Annotated in this window: 15 protein-coding genes; 3 read left to right on the top strand and 12 right to left on the bottom strand. The window is 42.8% G+C overall.

The genetic code is table 11. The features are described 5' to 3' along the window. Positions 1–8 precede the first annotated feature (8 nt). From GL182_RS20820 to GL182_RS20780, 9 genes are all read right to left on the bottom strand, one after another. Positions 9–1298, bottom strand: a complete 1290-nt coding sequence (locus GL182_RS20820; RefSeq protein ID WP_163381727.1) for an aminopeptidase P family protein — start codon at positions 1296–1298, stop codon at positions 9–11. Between the two features lie 261 nt (positions 1299–1559). Next, the gene (locus GL182_RS20815; protein WP_163381726.1) at positions 1560–2120 is read right to left on the bottom strand and encodes a hypothetical protein; all 561 of its coding nucleotides are present in this window, start codon (positions 2118–2120) and stop codon (positions 1560–1562) included. A 161-nt stretch (positions 2121–2281) separates the two neighbouring features. After that, entirely contained in the window at positions 2282–2539 is a 258-nt protein-coding gene (locus GL182_RS20810) for a DUF4235 domain-containing protein (RefSeq protein ID WP_163381725.1), read from the bottom strand. Positions 2540–2622: 83 nt separating this feature from the next. Then, positions 2623–3738 carry an acyltransferase family protein gene (locus GL182_RS20805; protein ID WP_163381724.1) on the bottom strand — a complete coding sequence of 372 codons (1116 nt, stop codon included), beginning with the start codon at positions 3736–3738 and terminating at the stop codon, positions 2623–2625. Positions 3739–3783: 45 nt separating this feature from the next. After that, a complete protein-coding gene (locus tag GL182_RS20800; protein WP_163381723.1) occupies positions 3784–4911 on the bottom strand; it encodes a family 20 glycosylhydrolase in 1128 nt (375 codons plus the stop codon). 24 nt (positions 4912–4935) lie between these two features. Then, the gene (locus GL182_RS20795) at positions 4936–6135 is read right to left on the bottom strand and encodes a DUF5009 domain-containing protein (protein ID WP_163381722.1); all 1200 of its coding nucleotides are present in this window, start codon (positions 6133–6135) and stop codon (positions 4936–4938) included. A gap of 12 nt (positions 6136–6147) precedes the next feature. Further along, a complete protein-coding gene (locus tag GL182_RS20790; RefSeq protein WP_163381721.1) occupies positions 6148–6660 on the bottom strand; it encodes a cupin domain-containing protein in 513 nt (170 codons plus the stop codon). 75 nt (positions 6661–6735) lie between these two features. Beyond that, entirely contained in the window at positions 6736–7590 is an 855-nt protein-coding gene (locus GL182_RS20785) for an ROK family protein (RefSeq protein ID WP_163381720.1), read from the bottom strand. A 13-nt stretch (positions 7591–7603) separates the two neighbouring features. After that, entirely contained in the window at positions 7604–9148 is a 1545-nt protein-coding gene (locus tag GL182_RS20780) for a tetratricopeptide repeat protein (protein ID WP_163381719.1), read from the bottom strand. Between the two features lie 67 nt (positions 9149–9215). Here GL182_RS20780 and GL182_RS20775 point away from each other — a divergent pair, with 67 nt between their 5' ends. Continuing rightward, positions 9216–9434, top strand: coding sequence for a PspC family transcriptional regulator (locus GL182_RS20775; RefSeq protein ID WP_163381718.1), 219 nt, complete (start codon positions 9216–9218; stop codon positions 9432–9434). On the opposite strand, the gene GL182_RS20770 is transcribed toward GL182_RS20775, so the two are convergent. Both GL182_RS20770 and GL182_RS20765 read right to left on the bottom strand, forming a co-directional pair. Further along, positions 9431–10441, bottom strand: a complete 1011-nt coding sequence (locus GL182_RS20770; protein ID WP_163381717.1) for a glycosyltransferase family 2 protein — start codon at positions 10439–10441, stop codon at positions 9431–9433. The two genes, GL182_RS20775 and GL182_RS20770, sit on opposite strands and share 4 nt — an antisense overlap. Next, entirely contained in the window at positions 10441–10773 is a 333-nt protein-coding gene (locus tag GL182_RS20765; RefSeq protein WP_163381716.1) for a YbaB/EbfC family nucleoid-associated protein, read from the bottom strand. The genes GL182_RS20770 and GL182_RS20765 overlap by 1 nt, the downstream gene beginning before the upstream one ends. A gap of 205 nt (positions 10774–10978) precedes the next feature. Between GL182_RS20765 and GL182_RS20760 the strand changes: the two genes are divergently transcribed. After that, positions 10979–11272: a hypothetical protein gene (locus GL182_RS20760; RefSeq protein WP_163381715.1), complete on the top strand. Its 294-nt coding sequence runs from the start codon at positions 10979–10981 to the stop codon at positions 11270–11272. Between the two features lie 2 nt (positions 11273–11274). Here GL182_RS20760 and hisS read toward each other — a convergent pair whose 3' ends face one another. Next, positions 11275–12660, bottom strand: a complete 1386-nt coding sequence (gene hisS, locus GL182_RS20755) for a histidine--tRNA ligase (protein ID WP_163381714.1) — start codon at positions 12658–12660, stop codon at positions 11275–11277. A gap of 167 nt (positions 12661–12827) precedes the next feature. On the opposite strand from hisS, the gene GL182_RS20750 reads away from it, so the two are divergent. Further along, entirely contained in the window at positions 12828–12977 is a 150-nt protein-coding gene (locus tag GL182_RS20750) for a hypothetical protein (protein WP_163381713.1), read from the top strand. Positions 12978–13008: the final 31 nt, after the last annotated feature.

Raw genomic sequence — 13008 nt, 5'->3', positions numbered from 1 at the left:
GGGCTCAATTATTCGTTCATCAGGGTTTCGATTTCCTCCGGATCAATCGGAATATTTTTCATCAGGTCGCGATACCCGTTTTCTTCGATGACAATGTTGTTTTCCAACCTTATTCCCAAACCTTCCTCTAAAATATAAATCCCTGGTTCCACCGTAAAAACCATCCCTGCTTGAATCGGATCATGCATGGTACCTACATCATGCACATCCAGGCCCAGGTGGTGGGAAGTCCCATGCATGAAATATTTTCTGTAGGCAGGTTTTTCAGGATCTTGATTTTTGATATCTGTCTGGTCTATCAATCCCAGGCTTACCAGTTCTGCCTGCATGATCAGGCCAATCTCTTTGTGATATGCCTGAATGGAAATCCCCGGTCGTAACAGGTTCATGGCCTCACGCTGAACCCTCAACACCGCATCATAGACTTGCCGCTGCCTTTTGGAAAACCGACCGTTCACAGGAATAGACCTGCTCATATCCGCATTATAATTGCCATATTCTGCCCCGACATCAAAAAGTATCAGATCTCCGTCCTGGCAAGGACCATTGTTTTGGATGTAATGAAGTACACAGGCATTTTTTCCTGAGGCAATGATGGGCTCATAGGCAAATCCCCTGCTACCCTGTTTTACAAATTCGTGTAGGTACTCTGCTTCTATCTCATACTCCAGGACAGCAGGTTTGACAAAGGACAATACCCGTCTGAAACCACTTTCGGTGATATCACAAGCTTTCTGCAATTGTATGATTTCTTCAGGCTCTTTAACAGAACGAAATTTATGCATCATCGGCGCCACCCGGTGATACTGGTGCAGGGGGAATTTTTCTTTGCAATCCTTAATGAAACGTGCATCCCTGGTTTGCACCTTAACATCGGCCCTGAGGTGCTCATTGGTATTCAGAAAAACATGCTTACTCAAAGTCATTAAAGATTGAAAAATCAATTCAAAATCCGTGGTCCATTTGATATTAGTAATTCCTGAAAGGGCTTTAGCTTCCTCCTGGGTGAACTTATGACCCTCCCAGATGGCTATTTGCTCACTGGTAGGTTTGATAAAAAGCATCTCCCGCATAGATGGCTCAGGGTAATCCGGACAAATCACCAAAATGGTTTCTTCCTGATCAATGCCGCAAAGGTAAAGCAGGTCGTTGTTCTGCCTGAACCGCATGGTGCCATCTGCATTGGTGGGCAGGATATCGTTGGAGTGAAAAACGGCAATGGATTTGGAAGGAAGCCGCTCTATGACCTTATTTCTGTTTTTCTTGTAAAGGGAGGCGGAAGCTGGTTGGTATCTCATAAAAGCATTTTTATTTATGCAAAGGTAGAAAATATCCCCGCCTTGCAAATGTAAATTATAGGTGATTGTTCTGGTAAAAAAATGTGGATTCAAAAGCCAGCTTCCTGCAACCTGAAAGCGCAGTTTAAAACCTTCAGGCAGCACTCTGAAACAGGTTCTTTTTCAGGTATGAAATTAAATAATCCCCATTTAACAGGCTGTGATTTCCTGTCAGGACCATCTCAGCCGGGCTCATTGGCTCCAATCAGGAAAGACCTGCTTCTATTCAGGATCAACGCCAAACATATTGAAAACATCCCGGGTACCATCCAAAGTCAATGCATATTCTCCCGGGGGTAATGAAGGTATTTCCAGCAGGTACGAACTGCTTTGATATTTTGCTGCGCGAAAGGGTAGGAATTCAATAGCTGCTGCAGTGGATTTATTAAAATTCACAGTTCCGGTAACGATCATTCTTCTGTCTTTATCCGGATCAGGTTCCAGGGAAAAAAGGTTGATCACCTCCACCGGATCCCGGAGGTTATCATTGGCTTTAACAATTAACCTGATGCTATTGGTCTGATTCATTCTGACAGGACTTTTAGCTCCGTTGACAAAATTCATTCCTTTCGCTTTGGCGACGCCAAATAATGCCGCTCCTACGCTGGCTTTTGACCCGGAAGAGGCTTTTTGCTTTTCCAATTGCTCCCCTGATAGCTGGTCTCTGACAAGCAAGATGATTCCTGAGAAATCAGGCTCTGGAATTTCTATTTGCTGCGCATGAAGGGAATTCAAAAGAAAAAAGAACAGCAAGAAGGATAGGGCATGGCTTGCAGGCTTCATAGATGGGTAGTTTATGGGGATTGAACGACTTGTCCTGGTTCGTCTTACCCTGATCATACTACCACCCAAACCCGGATTCAAATGTCAATCCATCGATTATACCTCATAAATTTAAAATAAAAAGCGGATAATTGCAATAGTAGTGTCGACCAGCCAGCCGGCTACAAAACCTTAGCTGAGCCTTTGGCAAGCCCCCATTTAAGAAACACCTTCGAAACACTGACAATAAGCCCGGTGGTAATGGTCCAGGCCAATACTTCACTGAGAGAATTCTTCGGGTCATAGGAATTGGTAGGAGGTTCCTTGCCGGTCGCTTTTTCCCAGGAGTTTTCCAGGGCTCTTTTGATCAAAAATGATCCCAGTAAGGTTCCCCCGACCACCAAAAGGGATTGCAGGTCTTCTTTGTTTTTCTTTTTCATAGACAGCATGTAAAGGGTTTTTCACACAGAATACAAGGTAATAATCATGCCAAACTACCTAACTCCCTCATAAAGTTTTATAATCAAACCTTAATATACCATTTATTTTTATCCATCCACCAGCCTACCAGCCAAATGAGCAACATGAAACAAATCGCAAAAACCAAACTTGCGGCTTTGGGCGGAAAATACGGTACGAAAAGCCCCTGGTAGGCCCAGGATTTAAAAGCCTGATCTCCCACCTTTACCATCAGCATGATGCGAACCAATACGCCGGAAAGCACATATAAAATGAGGGGATTTTTCCCGAATACCTCGAAAAAATAGGCCCACTTTTTCCACTTTAAAACTTCCAGCACATACATGAGGCAAGCCAACAGGATAGTAGCATATCCGACACTAACCAGTACAAAAGAACTCGTCCAGATTTTTTTATTGATGGGAAACCAAACATCCCATAGGTACCCGAGGAATAATAGCCCTGAGGCCATAAGAAGTAAGGTGAAAACAGTTTTTACTTTACCCCCCTCTCTTTGTACCCATACACCGATGGCATAGCCCAAAAGCACATTGACCACAGCCGGAATGGTGCTCAAAACACCTTCAGGATCGAATGGAATACCCTCTCCCCTATACAGGTTGGCCGTACCGATCAACCAAAGATCCAACTTCCTGGCTGCATTGCCTTCCAATGCATAGGGATCTGCTCCCGGAGCTCCAAAAAAATACATCAGGAACCAATAGCCTATCAACATGCATGCACCGATGATCAGGCTTCCTTTAAGTTTAAAGAAATAAATCAAGGTGGCTGCTATACCATAACACAAGGCAATTCTTTGTAACACGCCTAAAACCCTGATTTTAGTGAAATCAAAAGGAATGATTCCTGCATCCGATAGCCTGAAAAAGGGGAAAGCCGTAAGTAAAAGACCTATTCCAAAAATAATGATGGTTCGTTTCATCACCTTTTGAAAATACTTTCCCGGTCCCTTATCCTGAAGTTTTGAAAGGCTAAAGCTCATGGCATTTCCCACCACAAACAAAAAGGATGGAAATACCAAATCGGTAATGGTCAGACCGTGCCAGGAAGCATGCAGCAGGGGTGAAAAGTTGGTGCTCCAGTCTCCCGGGGTATTGACAATGATCATCAAAGCCACTGTCAGCCCCCTTAAAACATCCAATGATTGGTACCTGGTCATTTGTGTCTTGTTAGCAGAAATCCTTGAATCTTGAAGGTTATTATTTTATTTAGAGGCCTTTTCATCAAACATCCGGACGAAGGTCACCCAAGGCTCCTCCACTTCATCCATTTTTTCTTTATTATCTGCCTGCACATAGCTCTCAAAGCCATCTAAGAAAGCGTCCGCTCCAGACCAGACGGTAAGCATTACCCCTTTAAACCTCTCTCTCATTTCCCTGGTTTGGTGGGTTCTGTAGCGAATCATATCCTCTTTCTGCCCTACTCCTACCTCAGGCTTTCGCCAGGAGCAGCTGATCACATCAAAGCCCTTCATGGCAAACATGACAGGAGTCTGGTCAGGCCTTTCGTAGTGCCAGTCACAGATAACCACATCCTTGGGAATCATGTCAATGGCCCTGTGGGTATTGTTCATGCTGGCTTCCCACATGCCGATCCCGGTGGTTTTTCCATCGATCAGCCGGTCACCCCAAATCCAGAGTCTTTTATCCTGCATTTTCAGGTGATTCCTGATCTTACTTACCTCTCCTGCAAATAGTTCGGCTTTATCCCTGCCGCCACACCGGGGACATTGGTCATCCCCTATGTAAAAGACCTCATCCATGCCGGCATGAAAGTCATCCGCTTCAAATACCGTCAAAATTTCGTCGACCAAATCAAAAACTACTCCATGTACCTCCGGGTGTAAGGGGCAATAGCTCTTGCAGTATAATCCATCCTCATTTGGCCATTCATAATTCTCCGGAATGGCTACATGGGGTGTTTCATCAAATTCGGGATACTCCTTCAATAAATTGCCCAGCGATGAAGCCCAGGATTGGTGACCAAGCAAATTGATTTGGGGAACGAGTTTAATCCCATGCCGGGAAGCACTCGATACTATTTTTTTGACGTCAGATTTGGATAAGACCTCCTCATTTCTCAACTCCGGATGGCTTTCATAGGCATAATTGAAATCCACCCGCAATACCAGCACATTTACGCCTCTGGGAGTCAATTCATCATCCATAAATTTTACAAACCTATCTACCCCATCTTTTTGAGGAGCAGCAATGGCAAAACCTCGCACAGGAAGATCGGTGAATGAAATTTGTTGGGACCATCCCCGAAATACTACCAGCTGGATAAGCAGGATGGCGCAAAACACCAAGGTTTTCGAAGGTAAATTTTTCATGATAGATTGAGTTTTGGTATCAATTTAGATTTTTAAACGGAGGTTTTTCTTTTCAAGTAAGCCGGTAATCAGGATAATGACCAGGGCATAAAGCATGGATTTAAACAATCCCAACAAGCCTGTTCGGAAAAACAGGGGCAACACCCAGCCGCTGAGTGACAGGAGACCGTAATGGATATAGGGCAATAAGTAACAGGTAAGGGTACTTGTGCCTGCAGGCTTTATCCATTTGAACCAGTCCTTATGTTTCTTTATTTCCACCAGCCAAATCAATAACCCAAAGGTAAGTATACTGATGCTGATGCAAATCAAAACCCAGGAGGGAGAGGATCCTATTTTATGGATCCCCCAAAGCGGTCGGCTGATAAAGCCTAAAATCAGGCCGGAAACTGACAGCAATGCCCAAATGATCCAAAACCGGGCCTGGCCACCGGATTTAAAGTAAGTACGATAATAAAGGCTAAGCAGCATACCGGAGATGGCCAGAGCTGGGGTGGCACCATCGTCAATTAACCAAAAATAGGGTTTAATACCACTTAGGAAATCAAGCATTCCCAATTTTGCAAGGGAGCTAAAGACCATGCAAGCCAAAAAAGCCAGCCAAATCCAGTTCCTGTTTCCCTTGCTGGCGATATAAACCAGAGAAGCGATCAGGTAAGCCCAACCGATCAATCCCAAAATGCCCCACCAGTAAACATCCATCCATTTGGGGTCAGCGGCATCCCCTCCTTTATAAACCAAAGCCAGAAAAACCAGTATGAACCAGCCCAGAGCTTTTGTCAGCACATTTCTGTTTTTACGATTGGATTTTGAATAATCCAACCATATCAGAAAAAAGGACAGGGTGAGCAAAATCTGCCAGACGGCCTTTGGCAAAAGGGCTGCCTCCTGCTGATAGTTTTCCAGGTTGACATGGAAAACGCCCATGATCAATAGTGCCAGGGATCTGGACAAAACATGAAACAAAATCTCCTGACTGGAACTGCCCTTTTTCCAACGGTTTTCGATGGCCAGTGGAATAGATAAACCTACAATAAAAAGAAAAGCAGGAAAAACCACATCCGACAAACCCATCCCATCCACCTCAGCGGGTACATGTTTCAGCCATTCGGGCACATCCCTCAATGTCCACAAGTCATTTACGAAAATCATGAGCATCATGGTAAGGGCACGAAACACATCGATGGCATGATTACGGGATGTTGGGGTAGTTGCCTGGGCCATGGTCAGCAGCGGTTATTTACGTTCAAAATCATCCTGAACGCGGACGATGTCACTTTCATCCGAGGGTTTGTCAGGATCAGTATGCATCCAGATTTCGGCTACTATTCCCCAATTTTCCAGACCTACCAAGCGGTGTCTTTCCCCTTGTTTCAGCCGCACTACCTGCCCGGTCCCCATGGCTTGCAAAGGACCTTCGGCATCAGTTTCACTTCTTATGATTCCTCCTTCACCTGCGATCAATTTCCAAATTTCAGCCCTACGGTGGTGGTACTGCCAGGACAAGCGTTTTCCCGGACCTACCAGTAATATCTTTGGGCTTAACTTGTTTTTCAATTGTTCGGGGGTTAATTCTACCTCAGGAAAAAACTTCTTCCGAAAGGAGTTGATTTGATTTTCATCGATTACAAAAAACCCACCCCAGGGTCGGTTCTCATCCTTACTGACTACCTTGAAACCTTCCCCTGCCAGGGACTTCTCAACAGTGCTAAAAACTTCTTCTTTGGAAAATTCTTTTTCTATTTTCATCGCAGATTTTATTAAACAATCAAACAAAAATTACTTTTTGGTCCATAAAATTTTCAAAAGATAATAAATTTATTTTCAGTTTTCACCATAAATACTTGCTGCACCAATCATAGCTGCCTTTTCTCCAAGCCTGCTGACAAGCAGTTCCGGATTGGATCCATTGTCCTGCAGAATGCTGCTGACTTCCGGTATAAATAAAGTTGCAGCCTTAGCCATGTTACCTCCCAATATCACCTTATCTATTTTTCTATGCTCCTGCTGCAGTAAAATCAGATCTGCCAGGTGCCTGGCAAACTCCTTGAGTTTTACCAATGTATCCTCACGGGTTTCTTTTTCAGCAAGCAGTGCTTTTAGTCCAGAAACTTCTTTTCCAAAATGTTGCCTGGCCCAATGGGTAAAATAGGCAGTGCTTAAATAATCTTCGGCTATTCCCCCTTTGAAAGGAATGGACCAAATGGCTCCATCCTCAGCTATTTTACCAGATTTAAAGGCCCCTCCCAAACCTGTACCCAGGGTGATGCCCATCAGGTGGTTCTCAGCTGACCAACCGGCTACATGCGCCTCTCCCTGTAAAAAAGCAGCAGCATCATTGATAAAAGCAATATGCTCCATGGGAAGCTGCAACCTTTCAGCAAGGGCAGCCTTTACATTTACCTGGTAAAGGGAACGGTATTTGCCTTGGTCTACCATCAATGAAATACCATTATCATAATCGAATGGGGCCGGCATGGCAATACCCAGCAAGGTATTCCCTGTAATACCCAATGCGGAAAGGCAATGGACCCAGGCGTCTAATATTTCATCTCTGCTTCCGGAAGAGTTGACCTGCTCTCTGGCCATATCAGCATCTGATATACTCATCCCATCTGTACTCAAAATACCTGCACTGATATGAGAGCCTCCTATGTCTACGCCCATTATCCGCTTCATTTTCAATCGCTATTTATTTTTTCCTAAGGATTTCTTTAAACTTTTCCTGTTCATGAAACAGGACAAATTCCCGGTCAGCAACAGCCCTGTTTCTTAAAAAATCACTTCTATTGACTGCCTTTTCCAGGTTTTCATACAGTTTTTCCATCTCACCATTTCGTGCAGCGACAAGGGCCAGACCATAAAATGGGTAGCCATTGGACATGTTTTGAATGGCGCTTTCTTCAAATTTTATGGTAGCGTTGTAATAATCCTTCGCCAGAAAATTGGCTAATCCCTGATTAAACAAGTTGATGGGATTGCTTTCCGCTTTGTTTAAATGAATGGCGGCCAGGCTATAATCTCCATTAAAAATCGAGACCGCTCCTAGAGCTGCCTCGTACGTTTTGGTCAGTTGGTCTGATCTGGTTAAGGCCAAAGACCTGTAAAAATTATTGTATGCACTGAATTTATCCCCCCAAAGCCAAAAAACCAAGCCCAGGTTGTACACAGCATGGGGATTTTCAAAAAAAGCATTGGAGCGGTTAAATGCAAATAATGCATTTTCCAACAACTGATTTTTCTCCCTGGTATCCGTCACCCGATTGGCCTGATTTAAAAACACCACCCCCAGGTTGTTATAGACAAAAGGGCTGGGATATACTTCCTCCATCGCCCTGAGTAGTTGCTCCTGTTCAGACCAACCTGGCTCCTTGCTGATGGCCACAGCCAATTCCTGTTCGCTCAGGGTATCAGCACTTACAGTCCCCTGCCTGATATTCCGGGCGAGGATGGAGCGTTGGATATCCGATATCCCCTCCCGTTTACTTTCAAATTGGGTATGATAATTGGTTTCATACCAGGAAAACACCTCCCGGTTCAATTCTACAAAATGAGGCAACCCCTCCATTTTCCACTTTTTATGACTCCAGTCACCTGGCCCTTTTAAAACTTCCAAAAAAGGCGTTTTTGCCGTGTAAGGCAGGTTGCTGTAAGCCGCAAGCATCTCCTCCACTACTTGCCATTGATCGGCTAGCATTCCCATGGATTCCGGACTGTCCATGGCGATATGGGTACCCAAGACAGGAATCATTTGCTGTCCCCTGTACTGTCCGATTTGTGCCAGGGAAGCAGTGGTAATGATACCCTGAGTCAGGGTAATTTCAGGTGCCCTGTCCTCAATTTCCTGCCTCCCATTGGTTATCCCTGATTGTAACTGCAAGGCTCCTTTTTCCATCCCTGCCAGAAAAGGCATACTAAACCTTCCACTAACCTCAATTTTAGCATGTGGATCAAGGGTGTCTCCACTTACCATTAAGCTATTGTTAAACTTATAACGGTTATTGCCATAGGTGAAAACGAGATTTGCTGCATAAAGCTCGTTTTTTCGGATACTTGCGTTGGGAAGGGACACCTTCAGGTTAAATTGAACGGAATCACCCAGGCGCTCCAATACTTTTGGTTCAATTTCTATTTTTTGGTTATCCGCTTTTTTTATAACTTGTGCCTGATTACAGGAATAGAAAAACAAAACAGCTAACAAAACATTTACAGCAACACTTTTTTTTATAACAATCATAGGTTAATCAGGTTATTATCAATATGTTGTTCTTTCAAATGGTTTCTGTACTTTAAACAAGTTAAACATGGAAAAGCTAAAATTATTCTTTCAGGAAAGGGCCTTCGGAGTTTGTTCAAAATTAGGTGAAAAGCTTCACTTCCCCATTGATAGCATCCGCTTGTTTTTTATTTACAGTTCATTTATCACCCTTGGCTCTCCTATTATCATTTATGTGAGCCTTGCCATGACTATGAAACTGAGGAAATATTTCCGTAGAATGAATAATCCCATTCTATTTGATTAATTCAATTGTGAGAATTTTCTTTTTCCAAGCAAATAATATTGGAATATAATAGAAAAGACAGGCCTTGGCTTTATTGATTCCAATTTATTGGTCCTGGCAATTTTACTACCTTTTACCTCGTCTTTTTTCTTTACAAAATCCAAATATGCTTTTGCTACAGCCTTACTATGAGGCCAGCCCTTGGTAAACAAGAGGTGTATCAAGGCTCCACCATCCAAAATAAATCTTAACCCGATCACCTTCAAAAACCCCGACACCGTTAGGTTGTTATAGAGCATGTGCAGGCTGTTTCTGAAATTGAGGTAGGTTTTGAAAGGATTTACCTCAGACAAGGTACCTCCCCCCAAATGGTAAACTTTAGCCTCACCGCAACAATGAACCTGAAAGCCATCCTTTCTCATCCTCCAACACAGGTCGATTTCTTCCATATGCGAAAAAAAGTAAGGATTAAACCCCTCATAATCATGAAAAAGGCCCGCTTTCACACAAAAACATGCCCCGGATGCCCAATCAACTGCAGTGGAATCGTTGTATTGACCCTGATCCTTTTCCAGGGTATGAAGCATCCTGCCCCTGCAGAAAGGGTATCCCATACTGTCCAGAAATCCGCCGGCTGCGCCAGCATAATCGAAATACCCCTTTTTGCTTAAGGAAAGGATCTTAGGTTGGCAAACCGCAACATGGGGTCGTTGGCTCATGTATTCAATCAATGTTTCATCCCAATACGCAGCCACCTCAACATCTGAATTCAACAAAATATAATACTCATAATCTCCCTTCAGGCTTTCCAGACCCAGGTTATAGCCTTTGCTGTATCCATGATTCTCCTTCAGAAGTACCAACTTGATTTCCGGAAAATGACTCAATAAATAATCGATGGACCCATCGCAACTCCCATTGTCTACAATAATTATCTCATAAACAGAATGCTGGTAAACCTGAGAAAGGTATTTCTTCAACATACCTTTCCCATTGAAATTCAAAATCACAATGGCCGCTTTTTTCATTATACCATATTTCCGAAATCCATGCCAGGAATATTCGGCATCATTCCAGCGGTGGCAGCACTCATCTTTTCTTTAATTTTGACGTCAATATTTTCCAGGGCTTTATTGGTGGCACCCACAATCAAGTCCTTCATCATGCCTTTGTCCTTTTCATTGACCAGAGAAGGATCTATTTCTATATCCAGGACCTTTCTATCCCCATTGACAATCACTTTCACCATTCCGGCTCCTACTTCTCCTTCAGCTCTCAGATGAACAAGTTCTGCCTGGGTCTCTTTGATCTTGGCCTGGGCTTCCTTGACCTTGTTCATCATGCTCATGATATCTAACATACGTGTTTTTTTTGTTTGTTTTACAAATATAATTTTTTTTGCAAGGGCCGTATTATATTTGAATAAAATTTAATTGTAAAAAAATAGGTATAATCAATATTTTATTCCAATAATAGTGCTTTTATAGAATATTCAAACCTTATTTTTGAATTATACGTAAGAATACCCATGAACCTTAGCTGTTTAACCCATTCATCATACACCTATGGAAACACTTGAGAAAGAGATCTTGATCATAGAAAAGGAGCAGGTCCTGGGACTTCGTTTTTCATCCTCCGAAGTATTAACCGATCCTGTTTTAATAAAACAGCGTTACTTTGATTTACAAAGGTCACAAATCCTGGGAAATACCTCCCGTGGCAAGGTTTGGATATATTTTGAAACAGCTGACAAACAAGTATTTAAAGTCTACACTACGATCTGGGCCGTGGGAGAGAAGTTTATTTCCCTAAAAAGAGGAATTACCATTCCCATTGCCTCCATATTTAAAATAGACTGAATTTATTTTGTCGTTGAATTTTTTACTTTTGAAATGACACTTTCCAGAGAAAGGGTTTCTTGCTCACCGCTTTTCATGTTTTTTAGACTAATGCTGTCATTGGCCAATTCCTCCGCACCCAGGATGCCTACAAATGGTATATTCTTTTTGTCCGCATAATTGAATTGCTTTTTTATTTTCACCAATTCAGGATAAATTTCCGCAGCCAGACCTGCTTCCCGAAAAGCAGCCAATATATTCAACCCTTTATTTCTTTCCTTTTCACCAAAGCAGGCAAGCATAATCTGTGTACTTTCCTTTTGTTGGACCGGAAAAATACCCAGGGCATCCAATACATCATAAAGCCTGTCAACTCCGAAGGAAAAGCCTACCCCGGATATCCCGGGAAGACCAAAAACTCCGGTAAGATTATCATAACGGCCTCCACCACTCACGGATCCTATCTGCACCCCTCCCACCTTTACTTCAAAAATAGCACCAGTATAATAAGAAAGTCCACGGGCCAAAACCGGATCGAAAACCACATGCGCTTCATCTCCTCCCATCATGGAAAACAATGTCAGTACTTCTTCCAATTCTTCCAGGCCTTTCATGCCGGTAGTGCTTTGAGCCAGGTATTCTTTAAAAAAAGTAAGCCACCCTTTATTATCTTTTTCTTGCATTTCCAACACCGGTTTTAACGCTGCTACTGATGCCTCTGAAAACCCTTTTTGGAAAAGCTCCTCACTAACTTTCTCCCAACCTATCTTGTCCAGTTTATCAATGGCCACACACAAATCTCCCTCCTTCCCCTTTTCACCAATCACCTCAGCCATTCCTGTGAGGATTTTCCGGTTATTGATTTTTATGGCATAATCCATTATGCCAAATTTGGCAAAAGCCTGATTGATCATCATTAAAATTTCTGCTTCACAGATCAAACTATCCGTTCCGACCACGTCTGCATCACATTGATAAAACTCCCTGTACCTTCCTCTTTGAGGTCGGTCTGCTCGCCACACCGGCTGCATCTGAAAACGCTTGAAAGGAAAGGTGATTTCATTCTGGTGCATGACCACATACCGGGCAAAAGGGACTGTCAAATCATACCTGAGTCCTTTTTCAGCAATTTTTGAAAGCACCTCTGGCTCCCCATTCCTGAAATCATCCATTGAAACTTTTTTCAGAAACTCTCCGCTATTTAATACCTTAAAAAGAAGTTGATCACCTTCATCGCCGTATTTTCCGGTAAGGGTAGACAGGTTTTCCATGGCCGGGGTTTCCAATTGCTGGTATCCAAACAGCTTAAAAACTTCCTTGATGGTGTCAAAAATATAATTCCTTCGGGCCATCTCAGTAGGATCAAAGTCCCTCATCCCTTTTGGTATACTTGGTTTTTGTTTGCTCATGCTCTGAAAATTTGTCCAAAGTTAAAAAATTAAATAAGGATATGGCTGTCGGAAAGGCCTTTATTGGTGCAATGCTTCAACTTCTTTTGCATTAAATTCAGGTTTTTTAAGGATATTTTATTTACCTTTGCCCTTCATTTCCAGGAACGAATTAAAATAAAAATAAAATGGCTGTTACTACATTAAAGAGAAAACTAAGAAGGAAAAGACAGGCTCAAAACGCCAGGGTATTGAAGATCAAGCAACTGAGTGCTAAGCCTGTGATCAAAAACGTGGATGTAGAGGAAATCAAAAAAGAGTTTTCCAGCAAAAAATAAGAAAATTTTAACCCAGCCCAGGCTGGGTATT

It is taken from the genome of Cyclobacterium sp. SYSU L10401, from assembly GCF_010993705.1.
Classification (GTDB): domain Bacteria; phylum Bacteroidota; class Bacteroidia; order Cytophagales; family Cyclobacteriaceae; genus Cyclobacterium.
Note: the sequence above shows the minus strand (reverse complement) of the source record. Positions and strands in the feature narration are given on the sequence as shown.